The 26860-nt window shown below is 65.4% G+C and carries 22 protein-coding genes; 13 read left to right on the top strand and 9 right to left on the bottom strand.

Annotation, left to right across the window (positions count from 1 at the left end):
- The first annotated feature begins 34 nt into the window (after positions 1-34).
- The 4 genes from GAU_RS14275 to GAU_RS22290 all read left to right on the top strand — a co-directional run bounded on the left by GAU_RS14275 (position 35) and on the right by GAU_RS22290 (position 4634).
- Positions 35-1306 carry a hypothetical protein gene (locus GAU_RS14275; RefSeq protein WP_156799048.1) on the top strand — a complete coding sequence of 424 codons (1272 nt, stop codon included), beginning with the start codon at positions 35-37 and terminating at the stop codon, positions 1304-1306.
- A gap of 168 nt (positions 1307-1474) precedes the next feature.
- On the top strand, positions 1475-3643 hold the full coding sequence (locus GAU_RS14270) for a TonB-dependent receptor (RefSeq protein ID WP_231847929.1): 2169 nt from the start codon (positions 1475-1477) through the stop codon (positions 3641-3643).
- A gap of 29 nt (positions 3644-3672) precedes the next feature.
- On the top strand, positions 3673-4134 hold the full coding sequence (locus GAU_RS14265) for a hypothetical protein (protein ID WP_015894590.1): 462 nt from the start codon (positions 3673-3675) through the stop codon (positions 4132-4134).
- Positions 4131-4634 (top strand): hypothetical protein, encoded by a 504-nt coding sequence (locus GAU_RS22290; protein WP_015894589.1) that lies wholly within the window; start codon positions 4131-4133, stop codon positions 4632-4634. The genes GAU_RS14265 and GAU_RS22290 overlap by 4 nt, the downstream gene beginning before the upstream one ends.
- Positions 4635-4719: 85 nt before the next feature.
- On the opposite strand, the gene lon is transcribed toward GAU_RS22290, so the two are convergent.
- Positions 4720-7263 (bottom strand): endopeptidase La, encoded by a 2544-nt coding sequence (lon, locus tag GAU_RS14255; protein WP_015894588.1) that lies wholly within the window; start codon positions 7261-7263, stop codon positions 4720-4722.
- A gap of 242 nt (positions 7264-7505) precedes the next feature.
- Here lon and GAU_RS21110 point away from each other — a divergent pair, with 242 nt between their 5' ends.
- Positions 7506-9617 carry a serine/threonine-protein kinase gene (locus GAU_RS21110; protein WP_052574468.1) on the top strand — a complete coding sequence of 704 codons (2112 nt, stop codon included), beginning with the start codon at positions 7506-7508 and terminating at the stop codon, positions 9615-9617.
- Positions 9618-9648: 31 nt separating this feature from the next.
- The gene (locus tag GAU_RS21105; protein WP_015894586.1) at positions 9649-11760 is read left to right on the top strand and encodes a protein kinase domain-containing protein; all 2112 of its coding nucleotides are present in this window, start codon (positions 9649-9651) and stop codon (positions 11758-11760) included.
- 3 nt (positions 11761-11763) lie between these two features.
- On the opposite strand, the gene GAU_RS14240 is transcribed toward GAU_RS21105, so the two are convergent.
- From GAU_RS14240 to GAU_RS14230, 3 genes are all read right to left on the bottom strand, one after another.
- Positions 11764-12069, bottom strand: a complete 306-nt coding sequence (locus GAU_RS14240; protein ID WP_015894585.1) for a tetratricopeptide repeat protein — start codon at positions 12067-12069, stop codon at positions 11764-11766.
- Between the two features lie 51 nt (positions 12070-12120).
- Complete coding sequence (locus tag GAU_RS21100; RefSeq protein ID WP_015894584.1) at positions 12121-12975, bottom strand: alpha/beta fold hydrolase; 855 nt, start codon at positions 12973-12975, stop codon at positions 12121-12123.
- Between the two features lie 150 nt (positions 12976-13125).
- Positions 13126-13524, bottom strand: coding sequence for a hypothetical protein (locus GAU_RS14230; RefSeq protein WP_015894583.1), 399 nt, complete (start codon positions 13522-13524; stop codon positions 13126-13128).
- A 337-nt stretch (positions 13525-13861) separates the two neighbouring features.
- On the opposite strand from GAU_RS14230, the gene GAU_RS14225 reads away from it, so the two are divergent.
- The gene (locus GAU_RS14225; protein WP_169307693.1) at positions 13862-14923 is read left to right on the top strand and encodes a hypothetical protein; all 1062 of its coding nucleotides are present in this window, start codon (positions 13862-13864) and stop codon (positions 14921-14923) included.
- A 55-nt stretch (positions 14924-14978) separates the two neighbouring features.
- Positions 14979-16139, top strand: coding sequence for a DEAD/DEAH box helicase (locus GAU_RS14220; protein WP_156799046.1), 1161 nt, complete (start codon positions 14979-14981; stop codon positions 16137-16139).
- A gap of 44 nt (positions 16140-16183) precedes the next feature.
- Here GAU_RS14220 and GAU_RS14215 read toward each other — a convergent pair whose 3' ends face one another.
- Positions 16184-16612, bottom strand: coding sequence for a GspH/FimT family pseudopilin (locus tag GAU_RS14215; RefSeq protein WP_015894580.1), 429 nt, complete (start codon positions 16610-16612; stop codon positions 16184-16186).
- 226 nt (positions 16613-16838) lie between these two features.
- Here GAU_RS14215 and GAU_RS14210 point away from each other — a divergent pair, with 226 nt between their 5' ends.
- The 3 genes from GAU_RS14210 (at position 16839) to GAU_RS14200 (ending at position 20431) form a co-directional block, all read left to right on the top strand.
- Complete coding sequence (locus tag GAU_RS14210) at positions 16839-17918, top strand: 6-phosphofructokinase (protein WP_015894579.1); 1080 nt, start codon at positions 16839-16841, stop codon at positions 17916-17918.
- Between the two features lie 240 nt (positions 17919-18158).
- The gene (locus tag GAU_RS14205; protein ID WP_015894578.1) at positions 18159-19172 is read left to right on the top strand and encodes a hypothetical protein; all 1014 of its coding nucleotides are present in this window, start codon (positions 18159-18161) and stop codon (positions 19170-19172) included.
- A gap of 125 nt (positions 19173-19297) precedes the next feature.
- Entirely contained in the window at positions 19298-20431 is a 1134-nt protein-coding gene (locus tag GAU_RS14200) for a multicopper oxidase domain-containing protein (protein WP_015894577.1), read from the top strand.
- 21 nt (positions 20432-20452) lie between these two features.
- Here the strand turns inward: GAU_RS14200 and GAU_RS14195 are convergent, their stop codons facing one another.
- Positions 20453-21232, bottom strand: coding sequence for a hypothetical protein (locus GAU_RS14195; RefSeq protein WP_015894576.1), 780 nt, complete (start codon positions 21230-21232; stop codon positions 20453-20455).
- A gap of 204 nt (positions 21233-21436) precedes the next feature.
- On the opposite strand from GAU_RS14195, the gene GAU_RS14190 reads away from it, so the two are divergent.
- Entirely contained in the window at positions 21437-24133 is a 2697-nt protein-coding gene (locus GAU_RS14190; protein WP_015894575.1) for a DEAD/DEAH box helicase, read from the top strand.
- 16 nt (positions 24134-24149) lie between these two features.
- Here GAU_RS14190 and GAU_RS14185 read toward each other — a convergent pair whose 3' ends face one another.
- From GAU_RS14185 to GAU_RS21095, 3 genes are all read right to left on the bottom strand, one after another.
- On the bottom strand, positions 24150-24695 hold the full coding sequence (locus tag GAU_RS14185) for a GNAT family N-acetyltransferase (RefSeq protein ID WP_015894574.1): 546 nt from the start codon (positions 24693-24695) through the stop codon (positions 24150-24152).
- Between the two features lie 23 nt (positions 24696-24718).
- Complete coding sequence (locus GAU_RS14180; protein WP_015894573.1) at positions 24719-25384, bottom strand: hypothetical protein; 666 nt, start codon at positions 25382-25384, stop codon at positions 24719-24721.
- Positions 25385-25478: 94 nt separating this feature from the next.
- Positions 25479-26132 carry a CGNR zinc finger domain-containing protein gene (locus tag GAU_RS21095; protein ID WP_052574467.1) on the bottom strand — a complete coding sequence of 218 codons (654 nt, stop codon included), beginning with the start codon at positions 26130-26132 and terminating at the stop codon, positions 25479-25481.
- A 167-nt stretch (positions 26133-26299) separates the two neighbouring features.
- Between GAU_RS21095 and yjjX the strand changes: the two genes are divergently transcribed.
- A complete protein-coding gene (gene yjjX / locus GAU_RS14170; RefSeq protein WP_015894571.1) occupies positions 26300-26851 on the top strand; it encodes an inosine/xanthosine triphosphatase in 552 nt (183 codons plus the stop codon).
- The last annotated feature ends 9 nt before the right edge of the window (positions 26852-26860 follow it).

The raw sequence follows: 26860 nt of genomic DNA, 5'->3' as shown, positions 1-26860 counted from the left end.
GCCAACTGCCCACCCCATCCCCGGTATGCCCGCCATGTCGCTTCATCGATTCCGCCATCGCCTGCCGATTGTTGCTCTCGGCGCTCTCGCACTCGCCGCCTGCAGCGACGACGACAGCCCGACCGGGGGCAATGGCGGCAACACTGCGCCCAGTTCGGAGTACCGCCGCCTCGTGGTGTCGGACACGGCGCCGTTTGCGCGGGTGTTCCATGCGGCCACCGGACAGCGCGTCGATTCCCTCGGCGGGCTGCCGTCCCGCATCACGTACCTCTATTCGCCCAAGGGCCGGGTCGCGTTCGCGCACTTCCAGACGCGCAATCGTGTGGGCTTCATCGATGGCGGCGTGTACGCCCAAGGCGACCGCGGCGTGTTGAGTACTCCTCGTCTGATCGGCTACTTCACCGACTCGGTGCCCATCCACGGCAACTACATCGGTGACCAGGTTTCCGTGCACTTCGATGGCTCCGGCAATGTGCGCTTCTTCAGCGAACAGGCCGTGGCAGGCGGGAGCCTGGCGCCAAACATGACCATCAACACCGGCTCCGCGCACCACGGTGCCGGCATGGCGATGGCCGACGGCAACTTCTTCTCTGCCTCGCTGCGCGATCCCGCCGTTGGCACGTCACCGCTTGGGGTGGTGGTCTACAACCGCGCCGGACAGGAAGTGGCTCGCAATCGTGATTGCACGGGACTGCACGGACTGGCCGGAAACAGCACTGGCTCCCTGTATGGCTGTGCTGATGGCGGGCTGCTCGTCAGCGCCACGAGCACTGGTCCGACGTTCACCAAGCTCACACACGCCACCGATCCGCGTTTTGGCGTCAGCACCGTGTGGGCGCATCACAGTCAGACGCAGTTCCTGGTGCTCATGTCCATTCGCGGACAGACGGTGAGCACGCAGACCCGCAGTCTGGGGGTCACCAATGCCGGTGCACGCACCATGCAGCCCATCGTGCTGCCCAACAGCGATCTCGATTGGACCGCCGGCTTCGACTACAGTGGCAAGTACGCCGTGGTGCTGGGGCGTTCCGGCAATCTCTACATCGTCGACATCGCCACCCGACAGGTGACTGGCACGCTGAACGCGGCCACACCGGTCATGCCGACCAGTGGTACCGTGCTCACGCCGTTCTTCGCGGTGGCAGAAGGCACCGTGTATCTCACCAGCCCGACGCAGGGACGTGTGCTCGAACTGGCCATCAGTGCCACTGGTGTGCCGACGCTTGCCCGCACGATGACCGTGGGTGGCACACCGGAACGTATCGTGTTGCTCGGCGTGCCGGAGAATCGCACGCTGCAGAAGTAACACCAGCCAGTGAATCTCGGATACGAATGCACTGGGCGGTCTCCCGACCGTCCGGTGCTGCGGCGGTGGTGCCATGGGCATGTGGCATGGTGGGTGATCGCGTTCTCGTGCACGACCACCGGGCAGGGCATCGCGCAGACACGACCTGCTACGACGGGCGCTGACACCGTGCGACGCGATACAACGCAACGGGCCGCCTCTCGCGACTCGTCTCGTGACTTGTCTCGCGCGCAGGTGCTCGGGGCCGTGCGGATCAGCGCCGTGCAAGGCAGTGGGCCCACACTGGTGCGACCGGCCACGGTCCTCGAGGGACGCCAACTCGATCGACGACTGGCGCCGTCCATTGCCGCCACACTGGCCGGTGAGCCCGGCGTCACCGCGCGCAGCAACGGCCCCATGGCCACTCAACCAGTCATCCGTGGGCTGTCGGGTGATCGTGTACTGGTGCTCGAGGATGGACAGCGCACCGGTGACATTGCCACCACCGCGCCGGATCACGCTGTCACGATCGATCCGATGACCGCGCGGCGTGTGGAAGTGGTGCGTGGTCCCGCGGGGCTGCTGTTCGGCAGCAACAGTCTGGGTGGCGTGATCAATGTGGTGCGCGACGATGTTCCCGCCGAGCGACAGACGCGCGTGTTGGCCGGCGTGTTCAGTGTGCAGGGTGAGTCGGTGAATGACGGAGGGGTGGCGCACGGACAGTTGCGTGGCGGGCTTGGCGCGTTCAGTTGGCGCACAAGCGGTTCCTGGCGCACGGCCGGCGATACGCGCACGCCGCACGGGCAACTGCCCTTCTCCGATGTCCGGGGCCACGATGTCGGGGCGGGTGGTGCGTTGGTCGATCTTCCGGCGCTTGGTGGCACGTGGCGTGTTGGGGCTGCCGTACGCGATGTGCAAAGTGCCTATGGCGTACCGGGAAGCTTCGGTGGTGTGGTCCTGCCAGGTGCACACGACGGCGGTGTGTATGTGGATCTCGCGCGTCGCAGTGGCCGTGTCGATGCCTCGTGGCGCGCGCCTGACGCCGCGCAGGTGACCGGTGGGGGCGCATGGCCCCGGGTCACGCAGGTGACCGCGTCTTCGCAGTATGTGCGATTCGAACAGTCCGAACTGGAGCGCGGTGGCTTTGTTGGCACACGCTTCGGTCAGCTCATGTCGAACACCGACGCGTTGGCACAGTACCATCGGCGCATGGGAGTGCCGGTGCAGGGCAGTGTGGGCGTGTGGCATCAATGGCGCGACTTTCGCGCCGCCGGTAGCTACACCGGCACGCGCCCAGGTGTGCTGCGTTCTTCGGCGTTGTTTGTGATGGAAGAGTGGGCACTCGACTCGCTTGTCGGCCGCAATCGACCGCTGCGATTGCAGTGGGGACTGCGCGTGGACCGCGCGCGTATCACACCGCTCGACAGCACGGAAACGCGACTGGTGCGCAACGTGCGGACCCGTGCCTTTTCGGCACCCACCGGCAGTGTCGGGCTGGCGTGGGAGCCGTATGCAGGTGTCACCATGGGCATGAGCGCGACAAGAGCGTTTCGTCCGCCCGCCATCGAAGAACTCTTCTCGGCCGGTCCACACCTTGCCACCTACGCGTACGAGGTGGGCAACCCCGAATTGCGCGCTGAACATGGTATGGGCGGTGATGTATTCACGCGCATCGAACGCGGAGCATGGCGCGTGGACGCGGCGTGGTTTGTCATGCGTGTCCGAGACTTCATTTATCAACGGCCCCTCGTCGACTCGGTGACCGGCGAGCCTGTGCGTGATCCGCGGTTGCGTCGATACAACGTGTATCAGGCCGATCAGGCCAATGCCCGCATGCATGGTGCCGAGGCGCGTGTGGTGTGGCGCGCACCACGGCTGCGGGCGTTGAGCATCGACGGCACCGTGTCGTGGGTGCATGGAACGCAGCGCGCCGACAGTGTATGGGTACCACTACCCGCCATGCCTCCGCTCCGGGCGCGTGCGGAAAGCCGCTGGGAAGGTGGGCGATGGAGTGGGTCCTTGGGCATCGATGCGGCGGCCCGTCAGTCGCGTGTGCCACCAGCGCCGTTCACGTTGGGCGCCACCACCTGTGTGCTGGCTGCGGCGCAGACCGGAAGCCAAGTGGCTGGCCACGCCGCTCCCGCTCTCCTACCCGCCGAGTTCTGTGGTACCTCGGCGTGGATGCAACTGCAGGCCAGTGTGGGGAGACGCTGGATGCTGGGCACACAACTGCATGAGGTCACGCTGTCACTGGAGAACGCGCTCAACACCGATTGGCGTGATCACCTGTGGCGTGCCAAGCAGGTGGCCCCGCAACCGGGCCGCAATATGCGCCTTCTTTATCGCTGGAGTTGGTAACCATGGTAGGCTCCTTGTCTCTGCGAACCATGGCATGCCTGCTGGCGAGTTCCGCACTGCTGTCGGCGTGTGAGCATCCTATTGCCGTTGTCACGCCGCACGCTGAAGTGGCCGAGTTGATGCTGACGGATTCCACCGATGCGTCGATCATGGTCCGCACCACGGACAACCGTACGTGGAGTGGTGGACCGCTGGTCCTGTGCGACGGCCAGGTGCGCACGTTCATTCCGCACGCGCTGGACTTTCGCGGAATGCCGGTCGATCTGGTCTCGCGCCGCGACCTCGATGTGCGCGGCGAAAGTGAAGACCCACTCGTGACCTGGGAGCCGCTGCGCGGACGCGGGCGACTCATTCCGTTGGCACCGGGCACCACCCGCGTGCGCTTTCTCATCTGGCACGAAACGCACGCCGATCTCGTGACGCCATGGCTCGATGTGCAGGTGCGGCCGGCCGGTCAGTGCCAGATGTCCCGCTTTCTGGAGATGGTATGACTCGACGCCTGATGCGCGCTCTGCGCCGTCAACATTTTCTCGTGCGTGCCTTGCCGGTCGCCACATTGCTGGCTGCCTGTGGTGGCAGTGATGCCACCAATCCCACGGTGACACCTCCCGCGCTACAGGTGGCCGGCATGGTCGTGGAGGATGTGGGTACTGGTGAGGTCATGTTCTCTCATGACGCCCATTGGCATGGTTTCCCGGTGGTGAACGTCGGTGGCCGACGGGAGTTGCGGGTGTACTTCATCACGCAGGGCCGCGCGGCGGACGATCACGATGTGCCACCCCGATCGGAATGGCAGTCACTCGAGAGCCGCACGGACTATTCCGTGCCCGTGGTGATCGAAGATCCCACGCGGGCGCGATGGGAAGGCGACCGGCGTGGCGGCACACTGACTGGCCAGGCCGCCGGGGCATCACGCATGACGTTCCGTGTGCTGCGGGGCAGTACCACGATCTGGGAGGCGCCGTCGCTGAACTTCACGGTGCGGCCGTAGACATTCATTCCGCAGGTCAACGGTGACAACGACAAAGGGGCCGGCAGGAGCACCATCGCTCCCGCCGGCCCCCTTGTCGTTTCCCTTACACGCCGACGAGTTCTTCGGCCGGCGCCGGTGCTTCCACCAGCGCAATCGCCAGCACTTCGCTCAGCGTCTCCACGGGATGGAACGTGAGCTGCGCGCGCACTTCGTCCGGCACATCCTCGAGATCCGCTTCGTTGGCCTTGGGGATGATGACTTCCTTGATGCCGGCACGATGGGCACCCAGGACTTTCTCCTTCACGCCGCCGATGGGCAACACACGACCACGCAGCGTGATCTCGCCGGTCATCGAGACGTCGCGCCGTACCTTGCGGTTGGACAGCTCGCTCACGAGTGCGGTGGCAATCGCGATACCGGCACTGGGACCATCCTTGGGGATGGCGCCCGCCGGTACGTGAATGTGCGCTTCGCTCGCGCTCTGCATCCGCTCACGCGGGATGCCCAGCAGGTCGGCGTTGTTCGTGGCGTAGGTCAGCGCTGCGCGGGCGCTTTCCTTCATCACATCGCCGAGCTGTCCGGTGAGAATCAGCGCGATGGGACCAACACGCGTGGGCTCTTCCTCGTCGCTCGACCGAGTGATCCCGCGCCGGATGCTGGCTTCCACGAACATGATGTCACCACCCATCGGCGTGTAATACATGCCGGTGGAGATACCCACCTCGTCGTGCTCGTTCGCCCGTTCGGGGTGCACCTTGGGACGACCGAGCAGTTCACGCACTTCGTCGGCGCTGATGACCTTGTCGTCGATCGTGCCACTGTCTCCCATGGCCACACGACGCGCCACCTTGCGAGCCACGGCGCCAAGCTGGCGCTCGAGCTGACGCACGCCCGACTCTCGGGTGTACTCGCTGATCACCTTCATCACCGCATCGTCGGTGAAAGACAGGCCACGCCCGGCGAGACCGGATTCCTCGAGCTGCCGCGGAATGAGGTACGACAGCGCGATCTCTTTCTTCTCCCGCTCGGTGTAGCCCGAGAAGTCCACGACTTCCATGCGGTCGAGCAGCGGACCGGGAATGTTCTGGATGAAGTTCGACGTGGCGATGAACAGCACTTCGCTCAGGTCGAACGGCACGCCCAGATAGTGATCGGTGAACGAATCGTTCTGCGCCGGGTCGAGCACTTCGAGCAGGGCACTCGACGGGTCACCCTGATACGACTGCCCCAGCTTGTCGACTTCGTCGAGCAGGAAGACCGGATTGCGGCTGCCCGCCTGCTTCATCCCCTGGATGATGCGTCCCGGCATGGCACCCACGTAGGTGCGCCGGTGACCGCGAATGTCGGCTTCGTCGCGGGCACCGCCAAGCGCGACACGCACGTATTCACGGCCCAGCGAGCGCGCGATCGATTTCGCGATACTGGTCTTGCCCACGCCCGGCGGGCCGTTGAACAGCAGAATCGGTCCGCGTGCCATGGCACGGGACTTGGCTTCGCGCGTGTCCGTGATCTGCCGGTCTTCGTTGGCCGTGGTGCTGAGTGCCGGATTGGCATCCGAGGTGTCGCCCTTGAGTTTCGACACCGGGAATTCACCCGTGGTCGCCACTTCGGCAGCCACCTGCTGGGCGCGCAACTGACGGACCGCCAGGAATTCCAGGATGCGATCCTTCACTTCCTTGAGGCCGTAGTGGTCCTCGTCGAGGATCTCGCCCGACCGGGCCAGTTCGAGATGGTCATCCGAGCGCTCATTCCACGGCAGCTCGGCGATCCACTCGAGATAGGTGCGGATGACCTGCGCTTCCATGCTTTCGCGGCCGGCCCGTTCGAGACGTCCCAGCTCGCGCTCCACTTCCGCGCGCGCCTCCTTGGGGAGTTCGAGCTTGCTGAGCTTTTCGCGCAGTTCGATGATCTCCTTGCTGGAGTCATCGTCACCCAACTCCTTCTGAATGGCCTTGAGCTGCTCGCGCAGGAACATCTCGCGCTGGCGCTCGCCCAGTTCCTCCTGCACCTGACTCTTGATGTCTTCCTGGGCTTCCAGGAGGCCGATCTGGCGCTGCACGTGCACCAGCACCCGGCGCAGCCGTTCCTCCACGCTGAGCGTTTCGAGGAGCCCCTGCTTTTCCGGCACGGTGAGTTCGATGTAACCGGCGACGAGGTCGGCGAAGCGACCGGCGTCCTCGACGGAATCGAGCACCTGGTGCACGACTTCCTCGGGGAGACCGCGCTTTTCGCCCAGTTCCGCCGCCCGTTCGCGCGCTTCCTTATGGAGCGCCTCGAAGGCCGGATCCTTGAGATCCAGCGGCATCATCTCCTCGGCCGGGACAATCACCGCCGTGAGATGCCCCTCCACTTCGGAGTAGTGGAGGGCCGTGGCGCGCTGCTCGCCCTGCAGCAGGAGCTGGACGCCGCCAAGGCCGCGCTGCACCTGCCCGATGCGGGCAATGACGCCCGTGGTGAAGAGAATGTCCGGCGCCGGCTCTTCGGTGTTGTCGCGCTGGGCGACGGCGAAGACCAGGCGGTCACCCTTGAGGGCCGTTTCAATGGCACGCAGGGTGCCCGGGCGCCCCGCCGCAATCGGCGCGGTGATCCCGGGGAACATGACCGTCCCGCGCAGTGGCAGGACTGGAAGAGTTTGACGCTGACCCATGAGAAATCCTGAGCAAGAGGAATTGCGCCCAATGCATGGCACGATCCGCACCGTCCGGTTTACGCCATCGCGGCAGGGTTTGCAACTTTTCCCTGACCCGATGACGTAGGGGCTGACAACAGCCTGCCGGGACGGCCGATCGGAGCACGATCTCAGCCGCTGGTCCCTCCGGATGCTGTCGCCCCATACTCCCGGGTGCTACACTAGGGAGGTCAATCAGGTCTGTCCCCGATCCCATTCGAGTGTCCGATCCCGTAGCCCCACATGCCGAAGACGTCGAGCTCCGCGCGCACGTGGAGCAGGCGCTCAGCGCCACCTACGAGCTCGATCAGGAAATCGGTCGTGGGGGCATGGGCATCGTCTATCGGGCGCGCGATCGGCGGCTCAAGCGCTATGTCGCCATCAAGCTGCTGCCGCCCGAGTTGTCATTCCGGCGGGACGTGCGGTCACGATTCCTGCGTGAAGCGGAAACGGCCGCCCAGTTGAGCCACCCGAACATCGTCCCGATCTACTCGGTCGACGAAGTCGGGAACCTCGTGTTTTTTGTCATGGCCTGCATCGATGGCGACAACCTCGCCACGAAGCTGCAGAAGCGCGGGCCGCTGCCCATCGAAGAAACGCGTCGCTGGCTCCAGGAAGTCTCGGATGCGCTCGCCTACGCCCATGCGCGTGGGGTGGTGCACCGGGACATCAAGCCCGACAACATCCTGCTCGACGGCATCGACGGCCGGGCGCTGGTGACCGACTTTGGCATCGCCCGGGCGGCCAGCGACAGCGGGGAGACCTCCCGACTGACCGCCACGGGTGTGGCGATCGGCACGCCGGCCTACATGTCCCCCGAGCAGGCGTCGGGTGACCGGGATCTCGACGCCCGCAGCGATCTGTATTCGCTGGGCATCGTGGCGTACCAGATGCTGTGCGGTGAGCCCCCGTTCCTTGGCAATACCACGCCGGCCCTGTTGGTGAAGCACCTGGCCGAAATGCCGGTGCCGATCTCGCAGCGGCGTCCCGATGTGCCGCCCGATCTGGCCGCCATCGTGATGCGATTGCTGGAAAAGAACCCGGATCACCGGTTTCAGAGCGCCACCGAACTGACGCAGGCCGTCAAGACGGGCCTCATACCGCCGATGCCGCTCGGGGCGGTCACGTCGCCCGGAAACCGCCCCATCACGTTCAACGGCGCACCGATCGGTGGCATGCCGATGGGCGGAATGTCGGGCAACGGCGGAGGCGGTGCACAGGCTGGAAGCCACTACGGGACGCCGGGCTATCAGGCACCGGCGTATCAGTCGCGCACGCTGACGTCCACGCCGGCGTCGTATGGCAGTGCGGGGCAGTCCCCTGTGCCATACCGGCAGGACACGAACGACAGCATCACGCTCGAAGAGACCACCCGCTTCGAAGACCCGCGGGTCGTGAAGTTCCGTCGTCGGTTCGCGGTGTACCTGTTCGTCAACACGCCGATGGTGCTGCTCAGCATCTTCAGCAACGGCGACTTCTTCGGTATCACCACGCTGTGGACGGTTTACATCGCGTGGAAATACGCACAGCTCTGGTCCGACGATTTCGATTGGCGCGATGTGCTGCGTCAGCCGCGGCATCGCATGCTCGGCGAAGTCTTCGAGGACATGGGTGACAGCATCAACGCCACCTTCAGCAGCAAGAAGCGCGAAGAGCTGCGCGCCCAGGGCAAGCTGCGGGGCCGTCTCAAGGGGGCCCTGAGCTCCAAGCCGCGTGGGGGGATGCCGTCAGGCGTGGCTCCGGGCATGAACATCCCACAGGCCCTTGGGGCTCCCGTGCGCGACGATGAATTGGGGCGCTACCTGGAGCTCGTGCGCGGCGCACGGGCCGATCGTGAAGAGATCGGACGTTTGCTGGCCACGCTGCCCAATACGGAGCGCTCACGTATTCCGGACGTCGCGCGCATGGCGGTGGACCTCGTGGGCAAGGTCGAGGTCATCGCCAAGGATCTGGCGCTGATCGAAGTCACCAGCAGCCCCGAACAGTTGCAGCGCACCGAATCCGAGATTGCGACGCTCGAAGCGGAGGCCAATCCACTGGATACCTCGCGTAGTGAGTCGCGTGTGCGGCGCCTGGCCGCGTTGCGTCGTGAGCGGCGTGTACTCATCGACTCGCAGAAGAAGCTCGAGACGCGCCGTGCGCAGCTCGAGAACTGCCGGATTGCGCTCGAGAATGTGCGACTCGACCTGGTGCGGCTGCGTACTGGCAACAGCTCCGTGCAGAGTGTGACGCTGGTGGCGGAGCAGGCGATGGCCATGGCGCGCGAAGTGGATATCGCGGTGCAGGCCGCCGCTGAGGTGCGCGACCTCACGAGCGCACGCTCGGGCACCTGAGCGGTCGCACGAGTCACCACGGTCACTGTCCATGCCGATGACTCCTGTCGACCGCGCTCCAGCCCCGCTCGGAGGAGGAGCGAATGGAGCTCATGGTACTGATGCGGCGCTGCTGCGCGATCGTGTCAGTGCCGCGATCGGCGAGCAATACCTGATCCACGAAGAAGTCGGTCGTGGGGGCATGGCCGTGGTGTACGCGGCCGAAGACGTGCGATTGCAGCGGCCCGTGGCGCTCAAGGTGTTGCCGCCGGATCTGGCGTTCCGCCCCGATGTGCGCGAGCGCTTTGTCCGGGAGGCGCAGACGGCCGCGCGCCTGAATCATCCGCACATTGTGCCCATCTATGCGGTGCATGAGGCGGCGGGACTGGTGTGTTTCGCCATGGCGCTTGTGCGCGGTGAAAGTCTCGCCGCCCGCATTCTGCGTGAAACACGTCCGGATTTTGCCTTCGTGGCGAAAGTCATGGAGCAGATGGCCGATGCGCTCGCCTATGCACATGCCGCAGGTGTGGTGCATCGCGATATCAAGCCTGACAACGTCCTGCTCGACCGCGAGTCCGGCCGGGCCATGGTGACGGACTTCGGTATCGCGCGTGCCGCCGAGAGTGGGTCCCGACTCACGCAGACCGGTATTGCCGTGGGCACGCCGGCGTTCATGAGCCCTGAACAGGCCATGGGCGACAAGGAGGTCGATGGACGCAGTGACCTCTATTCGGTGGGCATCGTGGGATATCTGATGCTTGCCGGGCGTCTGCCGTTCGAGGCCAGCAGCACACCGGCGATGCTGATGAAACATGTCAGCGACACGCCGCCGCCACTGCGTTCCATGCGTCCCGACGCGCCACGGGCCCTCGCCGAGATCGTGGAACGCTGTCTCGCGAAGCGTCCGCAGGATCGGTGGGAGAACGCCCTGCAATTGCGGGACGCACTTCGTCGTGTGCAGCGCGATGGTTCCATGCATGGCGCCACCGCCGCGACCATACCGCAGCCTCGGCCCGATCGGGATCTCGAGCGATTCGGTCATCGGGCCGAAGACTGGGCGCCGCGCAAAGTGTTCGAGCCCGCGCCGGCGCCACGCGCGCTGCCATCACCGGGCGCGCTGCCACCCATTCCGCAGTTGCCGCCGCTGCCCGATGGCGCCGACCGGCGCACGACGCGCGAGTGGCGCAAGGCCAACAAGGAAGCCCTCAAAGGGTGGCGCGCGGCGGTACGTGATCAGCGCAAGCACGACACGTCGGTGGCGCGCGTCGCGCAACGCGATGAATTGCGTGTGGCGATGCAGGCCGCTGCGCGTGCGGTGACCACCCCCGAACGCATCGCCGCCCGAGTGATGGGATTCCGACGGCACCTCAAATGGACCGCCGGTGCGTCGGTCGGCGCGGCGGTGAGCCTGTTCATTGGTGCCGGTTTCAATGTCGATCCGATGGCCGTGCCCTTTGTGGCCGGCATCATCGGTGCGGTCATTGGGGCGCAGTTGTCGCTGGTCGATTTCATCAAGCTGCGGCGCATGGGTATTTCGCCGTCCGCCGCGCTGGGTGAAGAGTGGAAACGCATCGCGGCGGTATCCGATGTGCGGCCGCATTCCGCCAAGGTGCAGGAGCTGCTCGATCGGGTGGCAGGGCCCGCCGTGATGGCTTCCCGCTTTGCCGAGACGGTGCGCAATGCGGCTGACGATCGACTGGTCATTGCCGATGTCACCAGCAAACTGTCGGCCGCAGACCGCGATATGATCCCCGATGTCGCACCGACAGCCGATGCGTTGATGGAACGGGTGGGAGCGCTGGCATCAGGACTCGAGCGCCTCGATCGGGATCTGCCCGGCAACCTGCACGGCGAATTGAGCGCTCGTCTTGCGGCGACGGAAGCCGAGCCGTCAACGTCACCGGATCGCGACCGCCGGCTGTCGCTGCTTTCGCGACAGGTGTCGTCGCTGGAAGAGCTGTCGGCGCGGCGGGATACCATGCAGCGCCAACTCGAAAGTGCCTCGATGGCACTGCGCACGCTGCGCTTCGATATCGTGAAGCTGCGCACCATGGGGGTGGGGGCGGCGGCTGAGGATATCACCAGCGCCACCCAGGAGGCACGCGCCCTGTCGCGCGACCTCGGTTACGTCATCGACGCCGCAGAAGAAAGCCGCCGGCTCTGACGTTCAGTAGCCGCGCTCTTCGAACTCGGCCACCAATCCGGAATGCCCGTAGCGGTGCGCCGCGTCGATACCACGCGTCACCGCATCGCGCACTTCGTCGTGACGTCCCAGCGCGTGCAGGATGTCGGCGTATCGCAGCCAGGCGTTGCCTTCGTCATCGTGCATGGCGAGATAGGCCGAGAATTCGGTTGCCGCTTCATCGAGTAAGCCGGCTTTTTGCAGCTCGTTGGCGAGGCCGAATCGGGCGAGGGCATTGTTCGGCTGCTTTGCAGCCATGGCGCGCATGGTGGCCAGTCTGTCCGTGGACATGTCGGTGTCAGGTGAACGCAGTGAAAATCGATGGAGTCTCGCGTGAACACGTCAGCGGGTGAGCAGTTCACTCACGAGTGTGCCGAGGCGGTCAGGTGCCTCTTCGGGAGTCACGTGTGCGACGCTGGGCAGCGTGTGCACTGAAAGCTGCCCTGAGGTCGCGGATTCCAGCGCCGTGCGCAACCGGGCGACCCGGGCGTTTGGCAGGAACGGGTCGTTCGCACCGACGACCAGAGCGGTCGGGCAGTGCAGTGCCTTCGGGGCGAGTGCATCGACGGTGTCGGCGCGCGAGGCCCGCAGGTCATGCAATTGCTGGCAGGCCGCGTCACGGCCATCGCGCAGCCGGAACGGCATGAGGTACACGTCCAGCGAACGTGCGCCGGTGTCACGGTGAGCAAAGCAGGGCAACAGGGCACTGTGCAGGGCCGACGCCAACCAGGCCGGCGAGAGTCGACGCCAAAGTGGCACCAACCACGTGAGCCGGGAGAGTCGGTGGCTGATCACGGCATCGGCGGGACAGCCGGCCAACATGGTGGGATTCACCAGCATCAGATGACCGACCCGCGCGGGCTGCTCCTGCGCCAAGCGAGCCACGACGGCGGCGCCCATGCCGTGCCCCACCAGCATGGCTTGTTGCACGCCCATGACATCGAGCAGTTGGCCTAGGCGCCGTGCGTGTGCGGCCACGGTCAGGGCATGCGTCCCTGGTGGGTCCGAGCGTCCGTGGCCCAGGAGGTCGAGCACGAGGACGCGGTGTCCCTTGGGAAGCCGCGGCAGGACATCCTGCCACAGGTGCGACGAGGTGAACGAGCCATGTACCAGCACGATCGGATCACCGGCACCCCGGTGACCAAAGGCGTAGCAGTACAGCCGGACCCCGTCGAGGTCGACGAACTCACCGCGCATCAGGCAGCGGTGTGAGCAGGGGTGGAAAGGCGAGCGGCCGGCATGACCCAGAACGCTAATCCCTGCAATGCAACGGGGGCACCGTGTGGTGCCCCCGTTGTCACGCTTCGGCCGCTATCGGCGGTCGTTCAGGCGCCACTCAGGACTCGTTCAGAGACCGCCGCGTGGGCGACCCTGCGGCATGGCGGCCACGTTCTCGTCGAACTTCTTCTTCTGGTCCGCCGTCAGGACCGCCTTGATGGCGTCGTTCCGGTCGGCGTTCAGCTTTTGCATCTTCTCGCGCCCTTCGGGGCTGCGCATGGCTTCCATGCCACCGGACTGCATCAGCTCCTGCTGCTTCTTCATCGACTCCGCAAAGACGGCGTCGATCTTCGTGGTCTGCGCCGCGTCGAGGGTGATGTCCTTGAACAGCATCTCCTTCTGGCGGGCGGTGCGCTGTTCAGGGGACATCTGGCCCATGCCACCACCACCACCGCCACCCTGGGCGTAGGCGGGCGCAGCGATCGCAAGGACTGCAGCGGCAGCGATCAGGCGAAGCGTGTTCTTCATCGATGGGGTTCCCAAGTCGGGAGGTTCATCCTCGCAGACGGCGCAGGCGCGCCATCGCGGGCTTCACACCGCAGATGCGGCCCAAGGTAGACGTCGATGCTTGCGGGGGTGTTAAGTGGCCCCTCATGTGGGGTGAAATGCCGAACTGAGCCGTGAAATTCACATACGATGGTGCCATCCGACCTCTGGCGCTTGTTCGGCGGAGGGGTACAATAGCGCGATTGTGACGACTCTCCCTTCGTCGCCGACTGACGCGACCGAATTCGTGCTCGTTCCGGGGGAACCGGTGGTTCCTCGCCCGGTGGCAGTCTTGCCGCCCCCTCCTCCGCCGCCAGTGGTGGTGCCCGCCACTTGGTTGATGCAGGAGGGAGGGGAGGTGATCGCCGTGCGGCTGATGCGAGACGTGCTCGCGATGCCCGCCCCAAGTGCCGGTCGCTGGTCACTGGTTCCGTATGGCAGCCGGCGTGGGTGGCAATTGCTGGGACGCCAAGATGCGGACGGCCAGTGGCCCGCCGGGTGGCTCACCGTGCCAGACGGCGATGGGGTGGACCAGGCCGGGAGCATTGTCGCCTTCCGGGCGCTGCTGGAACTGGGCTGGGACCGTGAATCGCCCGGCATGGCGGCCGCTCGACGGTGGCTGTTCCGCTTGCTCGCCGCCGATGACGATCCGACGCTGATGGCGGAGCTGCGCCCGGCATTGGATGACGAGGAGCTGGTCGTTCGGGGACGGCATCAACTGCGGGAAGCGGCGGCCGCGGCGCTCGCACAGGCCGGGTTCGAGTCCGATCCACGCCTGCGCGGTGCTGCCCGTCGGTTGCTGCAACGCGTGGATGACTTCCTGCGCTCACCACTGGCTGCCAAGCCCTGGGTGCGGGTGGGCAATCAACATCTGCTGGCGGCCGACGCGGAGCCGCCCTCCTTTCACTTTCTGCAGATGCTCGCGTTCATGCCGCAGTTCCGAAGCGAGCACTTCGAGAGCATGGAGCGTCTCTACGCCTATGTGAGCCAACCCTGGCCTCGGCAGGCGGCGGTACAACAGATCGGATCGCGCCAGCTCGAGCAGCCACAATTGGTGTTGGGTGACCTCATGGCGACCCGTGGTGATCTCGATGCGGCCATGCCGTCGGCGTTGACCTGGCTCGAGACCATGGCCCGCATGGGTTTCCTGCAACGGCACGAGGGGTGGGGACGCCTGCTCGACCGGTTGCTGGCCGATCGGGATCGTCGCGATGTGTGGGTGCCCCGGCGATCCGTGGTGATGCCCACCAATGTCCCCGACTGGGCCTGGCCGTCGATGATCCTCACCGATCGGGAGCGGCCAGCCGGGGCGTCCATCGATGTGACGTTCCGGCTGGCGCTCATCGCCCGACTGGCCGGACGCACCCTGGAGATCCGATAGTCGACGGGGACTCCCCGCATCCGGACCCGGAGTGATTAGGTTTCCGGCACTGAACATGACTGTCATCGATCCTGAAACGCTTGTCGGCGACGTGACCTTCGCTGACCTCGGGCTTGCACGCCCGCTGCTGGATGCCCTGCACGATGCCGGGTACGAACGGCCCACTCCTATTCAGCGTGAGGCTATTCCGCTGGCCCTGCTGGGGCGGGATTTGATTGGGCTGGCCCAGACGGGTACCGGTAAGACGGCGAGCTTCACGCTCCCCGTCGTACATCGGCTGCTCGGTGGCCCGCGCCGCACCCGCGTCCTCGTGCTCACCCCCACCCGCGAACTGTGTCTCCAGGTGGAGGAGAGTGTGCGGAAATACTCGAGTCGCTCGCCGGTGGATGTGATTCCGGTATACGGCGGCGTTGGGTATGAGCCGCAGGAAAAGGCGCTGCGTCGCGGTGTGGATGTGGTGGTCGCCACGCCAGGCCGTCTCCTCGATCATCTCGAGAAGCGCAACGTCGACTTCACATACCTCGAAACGCTGGTGCTCGACGAAGCCGACCGCATGCTCGACATGGGGTTTGCGCCGCAGATCAACCGCATCGTCGACCAGATCCCGCGCTATCGGCAGACGCTACTGTTCAGCGCGACGATGCCGCCGGAAGTCGAAGCGCTGGGTCGGAAGTATCTGCGCAAGCCGGTGGTGGTGCAGGTGGGGCGTCGTTCGTCGGCAGCCACCACCGTCACCCACGCCGTGTACCCCGTGCCGCGCCATCGCAAGAACGAACTGCTGGTGCACCTGCTCACCAACAGCGATCACGAGTCGGTGCTGGTGTTCACGCGCACCAAGAGTGGCGCCGATCGGGTGGTGAGTGATCTGGCGCAGGCGAAGATCCACGCCGGGGCCATGCACGCCGACAAGTCGCAACGCGAACGCATTCAGGCGCTCGAGGACTTCAAGTCGGGCAAGCTGCGCGTGCTGGTGGCCACCGACATCGCGCAGCGTGGACTCGATATCTCGGGCATCACGCATGTGATCAACTTCGACGTGCCGCAGCAGCCCGAGGACTATGTGCACCGCATCGGCCGTACCGGTCGCGCGGCCAGCACGGGTGATGCATACACGTTCATGTCGGCAGAAGAGATCGGCATGGTGCGTACCATCGAACGCACCATCGGCCAGGAAATTCCCCGCGTCAGTGTGCCCGGGTTCGATTTCGGTACCTGACCGGACCGGTGTTGCTGCCGGTTCACGCAGGATGTACGGGACGGCTACAGGTGGGACACCCGGCCGAGGCGAGAGACGGTGATGGTATCGGCCCGGTGCCCGCGTGTCAGCGTGAGACGCAGGTTGGCGGCGCCGGTGCCAAGCCCAGAAGGGCCGTATGCCATGGAGTCGCGGGAGGCTTCAATGCGTACGTGTGATTCGGCAAAGCGGGCAATGGCGATGGTGTCGCGTGCCGCATGTACGATGAGGTGTTGTGCCGGGCCGTCGATGCGCACCGCAGTGGGGGTGCCGGTGGCCAATGCATGATCTCGGGCGAGCGCAAACAGCGCGGCGGCTTCTTGCGTCGCGGCCTCCACGGCCGCCGCATCGAGCACGGGACCACCGCCCACGAGCGCGATGGTTGCGGTGATCGCGAGAATGGTCATCGTCACCAGTTGCTCGATGGTGGTGGATCCGCGACGAGTCGGCGACATATGCGGGTTTCCTCCGAACGCCGAGTGCGCTAGATCGGTGCGGTGACGGCGTCAGTGGCAAGTTGTGGGCGTTGTCGCAACCGATGCACCGCGTGAAGCGTCATGTAGTGCACCCGTTGGGCAGACGAAGATGGGTTCGCGAGGAGCCGGGTGTGTCACCGGAACGTCGCTGCCTGGTCCGGAATTACGCATCGCGGTTCGACCACCTCCGATTATTTTCGGTAACATGCGCATTGCCATCTCCACCGGCGGCGGCGACGCTCCCGGTCTGAACGCCGTCATTCGCGCCGCCGTCCTCTCGGCGCGCACCCGTGGCTGGGACGTCCTCGGCATCAAGCGCGGCTTCGCCGGGCTGCTGGGGGAAGACGAAATCGTCCCGCTCACCGCCGACACCGTGCGCGGGATCGCCGGTCAGGGCGGCACGATCATCAAGACCACCAACCGCGGCAGTCCGTTCGCCTATCCTGTTCAGGCACCGGACGGCACGTGGAGCACGGTGGATCGTTCCGACGAGCTGGTCGAGAACGCCCGCAACCTCGGCATCGAAGCCATCATCTCGATCGGCGGTGACGGATCACTGGCGATCGCGCAGAAGCTCGTGGCCAAGGGCGTGCGGGTGGTGAGCGTGCCCAAGACCATCGACAACGATGTGGCGGGCACGATCACCACATTCGGCTTCGATACCGCCGTCAACACGGCGATGGAAGCCATCGACAAGCTCCACACCACCGCCGAGTCGCACGACCGCGTGATGGTGCTGGAGGTGATGGGCCGCGAAGCTGGGTTCATTGCGCTGCATGCCGGTGTGGCCGGCACCGCCGACGTGATCCTGATCCCGGAAATCGAATGGGATCTCGACAAGGTCTGCGAGAAGATCATGGCCCGCGACGCCACGGGGCGGCGTTTCAGCATTGTCGTCGTGGCCGAAGGCGCCAAGCCCCGTGGGGGGCAGGAGTCCATCATTGGCGAGTCCCTGCCGGGGCAGGACCGGCGACTGGGTGGCATTGCCGAGCGCCTGGGTTTTGACATTCAGCGCAAGACCGGCAAAGAGACGCGCGCCATGGTGCTCGGACATCTGCAGCGTGGTGGTGGTCCCACCGGCTACGATCGCTTGCTGGCGACCCGGTTCGGAGCGGCGGCGGTGCAGGCCGTGGCCGACAAGAAGTGGGGCCACATGGTGGCGCTGCAGTCGCCACATCTGGTGACCATCCCGATCGAGCAGGTGTTGGCCGAGACCAAGCGGGTGGATCCGTCGCACGATGTCGTGCAGGCCGCGCGTATGATGGGGATCTCGTTCGGGGACTGAGCGCGCACCAGAGCTCTGTTTCGGCATCCGATATGTCCCCTGAGACTGCCTCCGCTGTCCCCAGAGAAGGACATGCTGAGGGGAACCGGATCCCGGTACTATCCTCAGGGTACCGTATTGCCGATACTTACGGTGCATGAGCCGGCCTGAACGCGTTGGCACGCTCCCTGCGCTAGAGACCGTCGGGAGCCCTGACATGCCATCCATGGTGGACGGCAAGAGGTCCTGTTGGAGGTAGTCATGAAACACACATCCTGGCGTGTTCTCGCCGCGCTTGCCGCACTGGGCCTTTCCGTGTCGGCAAGTCGCGCGTCTGCACAGGCCAAGACCGATAGAGACAAGGCCGGTGATCGCGAAGGCCGTGTCGAGAAGGTCGAGGTGCCGAAGGAGTATCTGCCTCCCGCCGGCATGTGCCGTGTCTGGGTCGACGGTGTGCCGGCCGCGCAGCAGCCTGCTCCCACCGACTGCGCGTCGGCGGTGCGGAACAAGCCAGCCAACGGCCGCGTGATTTACGGTGAAGACAAGGCCAAGTCGGGCGGCAAGAAGATGGATGAACTGCCTGTCAACCGGCTCAAGAGCAGTGAGAAAAAGGGGCCACCCCTGATTCCGCCGCTGGCCTCGGCGCCCGATGGACGAGCGCGTGAGGCCTGGGAGCAGAAAAAGATCACGGACGAACAGTTGTATGGCGACCGGCCGGCGAATTCTTCGCCGGCTTCGTCGTATCCAGGGGGCGCGGTGTCACCGCAGGGGCCACAATCGTCACAGGGCGGGTATATCACGCCCGGTGGTGTCGTTGTGCCCGGTGCGGTGGTCGATCCGCGGTATTTCACGCAAAACCCCAACGTGCGTCCTCCCGGAACGGGATCGTCCACCTGTCTCGATCGTGATGGCGACGGCTGGTGCGACGACCTGCGATACGGGCCGCCGGTGTGCACCGATACCGATCGCGACGGCCGCTGCGACGATCTGCCCGAGTTTGCGTCCCGCGCGTATCCGCAGGTGCTGCCACAGATGCGCAGTGCGCTCGACGTGATCGACGGCCGCGGTAGCGTGGAGGTCATGCAGTGGATCGGCACGAACGAATTCATCGTGCGTGTGCCAGAGCAGGGGCGTGGCGGCGCGCCCTGGCGCGCCATCTTCCTCGATGCGCAGGGTGAACTGCTGCAGGTCTGGACCGACTCCAATCGCGACGGGCGTGCCGATCGTGTGGAGATTTTCCGCAATGGCCAGCGTACCAAACTGATCCAGCGGTAAAGGGACCGCCGCGCCGCGCACATCGACGGCGCGGCCATATCCCATTAGGATTGCGGGTATTGGGCTGGTTCCGCAGAATAGGCGTATTCGCGTCTTTCCGGAAAATCCCGTCACATATCCGAACTATGTCAAATGACCCGACCCCGCGGCTGTCCGATCTGATCGCCGCGAGTGATGCCGCCAGCGACCGCCGCACATTTCTCACACGTGCATCGGCACTCAGTCTGGCTATCCCAGGGATGGCTGCACTCTCGGCATGTGATCGGCCCGACGCCGCGCAGTCATCTGCTGCGCCGCCGACCAAGAGTCCGCCAACACAGTACCCCGATAACTCCAACAGCCGCCTCGATTCCACAGTGGTTCGTGAAGAACATCATGCCAACACCTCCGTCGCCGGTGTGGCCAATGATGCATCGGCCGTCACGTATCACCGCTATGCGCCGGAGTTGCCACCACCACCGGCCAACGGCCGTCTGGTCCTGCATTGGCATGCACGCGAGGTGCCGGTGCGCATCACCGACGATGTCGTGGTGTCCGCGTGGACGTTTGAAGGCGACGTGCCTGGACCGATCCTGCATTGTCGCGTGGGAGACACCATCGAATTCACGCTGACCAACGATGTGGTGATTCCGCACTCGATCGATTTTCACGGAGCGCAGATCGATCCCAAGGTCGCTTTTCGGTCAGTCCCGAAAGGCGAGTCGGTCACGTTCACGTTCACGCCGAAGTATGCCGGCGCGTTCATGTATCACTGCGGCACCGCGCCCGTGTTGATGCACATCGGTGCAGGCATGTACGGGGCTCTCATTGTGTCGCCGCGTGAGGGCTTGCCGCCGGCCAAGGAATTCGTGCTCGTACAGGGCGAGTACTATCTCTCGGCTGGCAATGGCGGGGTGCAGGTGTCCGACTACCAGAAGATGCTCTCCACGCTGCCCGATCATGTCTGTTTCAACGGTCGGCCGGGGCAGTACATGAAGGAACCGATTCGTGTGAAAGTCGGTGACCGTGTGCGGTTCTGGGTGGTCGCAGCCGGGCCGTCACACCCGTGTCATTTCCACGTGGTCGGCGAACAATTCGACTCGGTGTGGCTCGGTGCGCCACCGGCCAATCCCATCCGAGGAGTGCAGACCTTCACGGTGCCCGCGGGCGGTGGTCTGGTGTTCGACCTGATCTGCGATATTCCGGGTGAATTCCCGTTCGTGAACCATGCATTTGGGCACGGCCAAAAGGGCGCCGTCGGTATTCTGCACGTGGAGTGAGTGGTTCACTCCACACCACGTTCAGGCACTCTGGGGCTGGATATCTTCCCAGTCATCCGGATAGTGCTCTTTCGCGCAGTCCTGGCAGATGCCGTGCGACAGCTTCGAGGACGTGCGGCGCGCGACGAACCGTTCGAGGGGCTGCCACTGGAGCCGTTCGTCGCGCACCGACTTGCAGTGCATGCACAACTGCACAAAACCGCCCAGTGCGTCGGTCAGGCGCGATTCCATCGTGCGGTGCGACGACACCTGGCGGTCGTGTGAGATACGGAGGAACGTCGCGAGCAGCCCAAAGCTGGTGATGAGCTGCGCCGCCCAGGTGCCAAGGGTCACGACCTGAAATGCCGTCGTTGAGTCATCGAGGCGGGGCGAGATGACCGACAACACGGCGTAGGTCGCCAGAGCAGTCGCAGTGGCGATACGCTCCACGGCTGGCAGCCCGGCCGCCGTGGCAAGTCGCCAGGCCGCCAGGGCGAGCATGATGAGCATGGCACCCATCGACACCAGCGGCGTGATCTGGGAATTGCCGACCGCCGTCGCAATCCCAAAGCCTGTCAGCGGCACCACCAACGAAATCGCCACAATGGCTGCCGCCGAAAACCGCTCACCACGGAGTGCAAACGCGCCTGCCAGTACCGTGGCGCTGAAGCCCACGCGCAGCACGAGTGCGACCACCAGCACCCATGTGTCCGTGAAGGGCAGAAAAGTCGCATTCCACCCGTATCTGGCGAGCAACAGCGCCCAGGCCACTGTCCAATAACCCGCCAGCCGTTCACGATGAACAGTGGCGAGGTAGGCCATGGCCAAAAGGCACACCGAAGCGATCAGCGCCGGGGCACCAGAGCGGAATACAGCGTCGCGCAGCAAGGGGGAGAAACGTCGGAAGACAGGTGAAGACCGGCCCCTGCGGGCCGCCTTTCAAGCGAACGGAACCATAACAGTCTTAAAATCTACCTCACCCCGGTTCAGCCCGTAACTCTCCCGCTTCCGGGTGTAGCTTGCAGGGTGCGCACTCCCCAGGATCGTTACTTGCCGCCCGACCGGGATGCCTTCGTGGCAGCCAAGCCCGCCACGGGCCGGGTCATTGTCATCGCCCCCACCCGGGCTGCCTGCGAAACCATCGAGCTGGCAGTGGGGCTACACCTCGACACGTTTCTGGAACGCACCCGCGGCGACGACCTGCGGGCTCTGGCCGCCAGTGGTCAGGGGTTCGGCATCGTAGCGGGTACCGGCACGGGCAAGACCCTCGGGATCCGACCGATCGCCGAGACGATTCTTGGCACCACAGAACTCAAGGTCGGGGTGGTCAATCGCGAGCGGGAAGCCACACCCGAAACGCCTACCTGGAATGTCGTCATCATCACCACCGGCATCGCTCGGCGGTGGTTCCAGGATGGCGACATCCATCCGCACGATACGCTGATCGTCGACGAGATCCACCAGACCAGCGCCGAACTCGAGCTCTGTCTCGCGCTGGGGAAGCGCGTGGGCTGCCGCTACATCTGGCTTTCGGCCACGGTCGATCCGACGTTCTACGCCCGCTACCTCGAAAGCGCCGACGTCCTGCAGGTGTCGGCTTTCGACGCGAAGAAGGCCGCCAAGGTGCAGGTGGAGCGCAAAGAGCCTCTCCAGTTCCTGGACGACAAGTTCCTGCAGAAGCTGGCCCGATCGGCGCGTGGTGTGGCGATCTTTCTCCCTACGCGTGCCGGTGTGGAAGAAGCTGCCGAATGGGTGCGCACCCGCTTTCCGCGCATCAGTGCCGCGCACTATCACGGCGGGGAGCCCATTCGGGTGATCCGTCCGTTTCTCGAAGGCGAGATCCCGAAGCCGTTTTTCCTGGCGATGACCGCCGCCGGGCAGAGCGCGCTCAATGTGCCCGGGCTCGACACGGTGATCATCAATGACACGCGCTTCACGAACATCATCGATCGTGGCCGCAACGTGCTCACCCGCGTGCATCTGGGCTCGAACGAGATCCTGCAGATGGCGGGGCGTGTGCACGGTCGCGTGGAAGACGGTCGGGTGTTCATCCTCAGCGATCGCGACATTCGCTTCGAAGCGCTGCGCCCCACCGAGCCTGAATTTCAGTTGGCCGGCGATTCGGAGCGCGTGGCACTGACGTGCGCGGGGCTCGGCGTGCGAGCCGATGCGCTCGACCTGCCCGTGCCGCTCGATCGGGCGTCATACCGCAAGGCCGTGTCGCATCTCGAGTCGCGTGGCCTCATCGAAAACGGCCACCTCACGCCCTACGGTCGCGCGGTGGAAGCGCTGCCCGTGGAACGCGCCTGGGGGGAGCTCATCGTCAATGGTGACGATGCGCTGCTGCCCATGCTCGCCGTCATGAGCGGTATCGACTCGCTGCATCGCATGACGCGCGAAGGGCGCGAACTCGAAGGACTGGTGGTGCGCGGCAGTGATCACCTGACGGCCTACAACCTGTATGCGGAGGGTTTCCGCGTCAGTGGCTACATCGGTGAAGTGTTCGGGTTGCCGCGCCACATGTTCGACGCCGAGCGGATCGCACACTGGGCCGAGCAACGTGGTGTGCTGGTGAAGTCGCTCGAAGATGCCGCGCTCGCGATGGCCAGTGTGTATCGTTCGGTGGGGCTGCCCTTGCCGACCACGATGCCCTTGGCCGGTGCTGCGGTGCATCGGCAGTTCGCCGATCTGTTGGCGCGGTACATGCCGTTCGATCTCGTCATCGAGGAGCAGACGGCCGATGGTCACGAAGCGCGTGTTTCGAAAACCAGTGTGTGTGGATCGTGGGGAGCGGTGGCGGGTTCCCTGCGCTACTTCGCCGATCGACACGGTGTGCCGCGCGCGGCGATCGAAGGCACGCAGTTGTCGATGGATCTGGTGCAGAAGTACGCGCATCGGCACGCGCCCGAGCTCATGCTCGATGCGGAGCGCAAGCAGAGTCCGGTGTTGTTGCAGCGACGGGTCACCTACTACGGGTTCGATCTCTCACGGGAGATGGAGCCGTTGCCGGTGTTCGTGGGTGAATATGCCGAGGGCGCGCGGCAACTGATCGCCGATGCGGCGGCCCGCGGTGAATTGCGTCATCCGTCGGTGCGCCGCAATCAGCCGGTGGTGGATGAGATTCGCGAAGTGCGCCGGCGACTTGGCAGTGACGTACCGCGCCTCGGCCAGAAAGAGCTGGCAGCATGGTATTTGTCGCGCTTCGGTGAAGCCACGAGCTGGGATGCGATTCGTGCCATTCCACTCCTGATCGATCGACGCGATTTCCTCACTGATGCGCAGTTGGCGGCGGCGCGTGCGTTGCCTGACACGGTGGAGGTGCGTGATCGCGAAGTTGGCATCGAGTACGACTTCGAAGAGCACGACGATGGCACCGCCGTGAAAGTCGCGCGGCTCCGGTTGCCCGAGAAGCTGGCGCGCACACTGGTCCAAGAGGAGTTGCCGGCGCTGGATCGTGTGCTGCGGTTCATCGTGGTGCGTGGTGCACGCGGAGCTGTGCGTGCGGCCGATCTGCTCACCTTGCAGGAGCGGTTGGATCTGCCATTCACCGACGAAGAACGGGCTGCTCGCGATCGGGCGCGTGAAGACCAACGGGGACGTGATCGTCATGGACCGCGTCGTGGACGCGATGGCGACGGGCGTTCCGGTTCACGTGGTCAGGGAGGCGGGCACAAGGGGCGCGGCGGCCATCGGCATCCGGGCAAGGGACGCCGTCGGCGCTAGCGTGTCGCCGGCCTGCTCAGTCGGGCAGTGCTGTTTGATACTGCTCGGTACGGGTGACGGAAAACCCGCGCGCGAGATAGTTGGGCAGGGCCGCGGGGGCGTCGAGGGTGCAGGTGTGCAGCCACACCCGGACGCCGTCGATGCGAAAGGCTTCCTGTACGGCGAGGTGCACCAGCCATGCGCCAAGTCGACGACCGATCAATCGCTGATCGAGACCGAGATACACGATCTCCACGCTGCCGTCCTCGTGGTGTTCGAGTTCGAGCATGCCCCCGGCGGCGGTCGAAGAATCCCCTGCCGCACGCACGACGTACACATGCACCGCATCGCGGTCGAGGTGCGCGCGCAGCGCGTCGTTGGTCCAGGCATCACGGTCGTGCCAGTGCCACGGCCCGCCGATCTGTGCATAGAGTGTGCGCCACTCGGGAATCGTGCAGGCTTCCTGCCGCTCGAGGGTGAGTGGCGGAACGGCCGCCGGGTCGATTGCTCCAGGCGGCGGGATCAGGTCGTCCAGACGTTCGATACCGAGATACGTCCGCGTGACGTCGACGGTGCGCGGCATGTGTAGGCAGCCCGAGTGTGCGGTCAGTCTGCGAGCTCGCGCGCACCCTGCAACAATTCGCCCAACGCCCGCTCGACGGTGCCACTCCAGCGGGTGAGTTGTTCGCGCAGGTCGACCAGTTGCTGTCGGGCGAGCGCAGTTTGCGCGGCGGTGTCGTCATGCATGGCCGTCAGCTCCGCCACCCGTTCGCGCAGGACGGCGACTTCCGCCGAGGTGCGTCGATGGTCGCGTTCGGTGCGCTCGAGCAGGTCCTGCATGCCAGCGCGGGTTTGTGTGAGCAACGAACACATTGCCCGCCAGGCGTCCCGTTCGACGGCCAGTTGTTCGCGCGACATGGTGTCTTCGGCCAGGCGCTCCCGCAGGCGTATGAGGCGCTGTACCAGGCCGCCGCTGCCGTTGACCGTTGTGCCCGGGCCGAGCATCGCGATGGCGGCGTGCAGTTCTCGATCGAGCTCTGAGGCGCGTCGGGCATGTTCGTCGCGGGCAAGACGGGTCTCGTCGAGCGTGGTCAGCGCCTCGCGCAACGCGCGCAGTTCCACCGCGATGCGTCGAACGCCACGGGCATCCCCTTCCGAGACCAGCCAGCGCAGTGAGGCGACAAAGCCGCGTTCGAGTGTGAGATCCCGATCCGGGGTGTGCGCCGGGTCCTGTGCGTCGACCGTGCCCGCTGGTGTATGTGGCGTGATCATGCGAAACGCGACAACACGAAGCGCGACAGCGCGACGCGCGACGATGCGAAACGTGGTAAGTGCCGAAACCTCTCATCGCGGAACAGGCCTTTACTCAACGCGCCCCCGCACTCCGCGCCCGGTGACGCGCGGCCTTGGCCCGATTTCCACAGGTGCCCATGTCACACCAGCGACGCAGGCCGTTTTTTGTGGCATCGAGGAACACCCGATGACAGCGGGGATCGGCGCAACGCCGGATACGTCCCAGCTCCTGATACACCAGAGATTCGGCGGCCGACTCCACGATCGGGATCATCAGGCCGGCGAAGGCGTCACCCGTGGGCACGAAGCTGCGCGTGTAGCCACCGTCGGTGTGTGGATCGATGCGACGGGTGCCCGCACTGCGTCCCAGCACGCGATTGATCTCCACCACCGCGTCGTCACGTACGCGGACGACCTGTTCCCCGCGTTCTGAAAGCGCCCGCAGGGCGGCTCGGACGCGGCGGGCATCCACGAGGGTCGCCGCAGCGGCTGCCGGCTGCAACACGGCACGACGCCGGATACCAGCCGCCCGTTCATCGTCGACCGCCACCTGCTGCTGCAACCAGTGCAGCAACGCCTCGAAGTCCCGCAACAAATCCCCGCCAGGCGATTGCGCGGCGGCATCGGTATTGACGAAATCGAGCCAGAGGCGCGTGCGGGGCGGCAGCGGACCGGAAAGTCGCTCGCTCGCCGCCACAGTCCGCGCGTCGGTGTGCGAGACGGTCATGCAGCGGGGGTGATCGGTGAACGCCCATGCGGTGGGCGCCCGTTGGTGTTGGTTAAGCTTATACTGGGGTGCAGGTCGCTGCGAGCAAGCCGCGGCAGGGAATTGTGCGCCCGCGCTTGGTGTCCCCGCTCTGCGACCACGCTCTGCTCACCGCTCGCTCACTGCCCGTGCTCGATTCTTTTCGTCGTGTGGTCGTCGGCTCCACCAATCCGGTCAAGATCGCGGCGGTGCGTGCGATCGTGACGCGACTCGTTCCGGATGCCGACGTGATGGGCGTGTCGGTGCCCAGTGGTGTGCCGGATCAACCCGTGGGCGACGCGGAAACTCAGGATGGTGCGAGGCAGCGGGCCCAACTCGCGTTGGTGGCCGGTGCGGGCACGCTGGGGGTCGGGTTGGAAGGGGGCATCGTGGTTCTCCCCGACGGCGCGATGCGTAGCTGCGCCTGGGCCGTGGTGGTGGATGCCAATGGACAGGAGGGGATGGGCGGATCGTTGTCGATGCCCATCCCCGACATCGTGGCCGCGCGCATTCGCGACGGGCAGGAGCTGGGATACGCGATGGACGCCGTGGCCCGAGTGACCGGCACCAAACACGGACAGGGCGCAGTGGGCATTCTCACGGCTGGTCTGGTGGATCGCCAGCGCGCCTACGAACCGATGGTCGCGTACGCGCTGGCCCCGTGGCTGGCGCCCGAGTTGTTTGCCGCCTCGAATGACTGACAACGACTG

Origin of the sequence: Gemmatimonas aurantiaca T-27 (assembly GCF_000010305.1) — a bacterium.
Taxonomy (GTDB): domain Bacteria; phylum Gemmatimonadota; class Gemmatimonadetes; order Gemmatimonadales; family Gemmatimonadaceae; genus Gemmatimonas; species Gemmatimonas aurantiaca.
The sequence above is the reverse complement of the archived record's forward strand: the minus strand, read 5'-3'. Positions and strand labels throughout refer to the sequence as shown.

What these genes read in the sequence shown, in the direction of transcription:
- GAU_RS14185 (WP_015894574.1), bottom strand. Translation starts at nt 24,695, where the DNA reads ATGCCGCGCACCGTCGACGTCACGCGGACGTATCTCGGTATCGAACGT.
- lon (WP_015894588.1), bottom strand. Translation starts at nt 7,263, where the DNA reads ATGGGTCAGCGTCAAACTCTTCCAGTCCTGCCACTGCGCGGGACGGTC.
- GAU_RS14200 (WP_015894577.1), top strand. Translation starts at nt 19,298, where the DNA reads ATGTCAAATGACCCGACCCCGCGGCTGTCCGATCTGATCGCCGCGAGT.
- GAU_RS22290 (WP_015894589.1), top strand. Translation starts at nt 4,131, where the DNA reads ATGACTCGACGCCTGATGCGCGCTCTGCGCCGTCAACATTTTCTCGTG.
- GAU_RS14215 (WP_015894580.1), bottom strand. Translation starts at nt 16,612, where the DNA reads ATGTCGCCGACTCGTCGCGGATCCACCACCATCGAGCAACTGGTGACG.
- GAU_RS14240 (WP_015894585.1), bottom strand. Translation starts at nt 12,069, where the DNA reads ATGTCCACGGACAGACTGGCCACCATGCGCGCCATGGCTGCAAAGCAG.
- GAU_RS14210 (WP_015894579.1), top strand. Translation starts at nt 16,839, where the DNA reads ATGCGCATTGCCATCTCCACCGGCGGCGGCGACGCTCCCGGTCTGAAC.
- GAU_RS14265 (WP_015894590.1), top strand. Translation starts at nt 3,673, where the DNA reads ATGGCATGCCTGCTGGCGAGTTCCGCACTGCTGTCGGCGTGTGAGCAT.
- GAU_RS21100 (WP_015894584.1), bottom strand. Translation starts at nt 12,975, where the DNA reads ATGCGCGGTGAGTTCGTCGACCTCGACGGGGTCCGGCTGTACTGCTAC.
- GAU_RS14220 (WP_156799046.1), top strand. Translation starts at nt 14,979, where the DNA reads ATGACTGTCATCGATCCTGAAACGCTTGTCGGCGACGTGACCTTCGCT.
- GAU_RS14205 (WP_015894578.1), top strand. Translation starts at nt 18,159, where the DNA reads ATGAAACACACATCCTGGCGTGTTCTCGCCGCGCTTGCCGCACTGGGC.
- GAU_RS14195 (WP_015894576.1), bottom strand. Translation starts at nt 21,232, where the DNA reads ATGGCCTACCTCGCCACTGTTCATCGTGAACGGCTGGCGGGTTATTGG.
- GAU_RS14180 (WP_015894573.1), bottom strand. Translation starts at nt 25,384, where the DNA reads ATGATCACGCCACATACACCAGCGGGCACGGTCGACGCACAGGACCCG.
- GAU_RS14275 (WP_156799048.1), top strand. Translation starts at nt 35, where the DNA reads ATGTCGCTTCATCGATTCCGCCATCGCCTGCCGATTGTTGCTCTCGGC.
- GAU_RS14230 (WP_015894583.1), bottom strand. Translation starts at nt 13,524, where the DNA reads ATGAAGAACACGCTTCGCCTGATCGCTGCCGCTGCAGTCCTTGCGATC.
- GAU_RS21105 (WP_015894586.1), top strand. Translation starts at nt 9,649, where the DNA reads ATGCCGATGACTCCTGTCGACCGCGCTCCAGCCCCGCTCGGAGGAGGA.
- GAU_RS21095 (WP_052574467.1), bottom strand. Translation starts at nt 26,132, where the DNA reads ATGACCGTCTCGCACACCGACGCGCGGACTGTGGCGGCGAGCGAGCGA.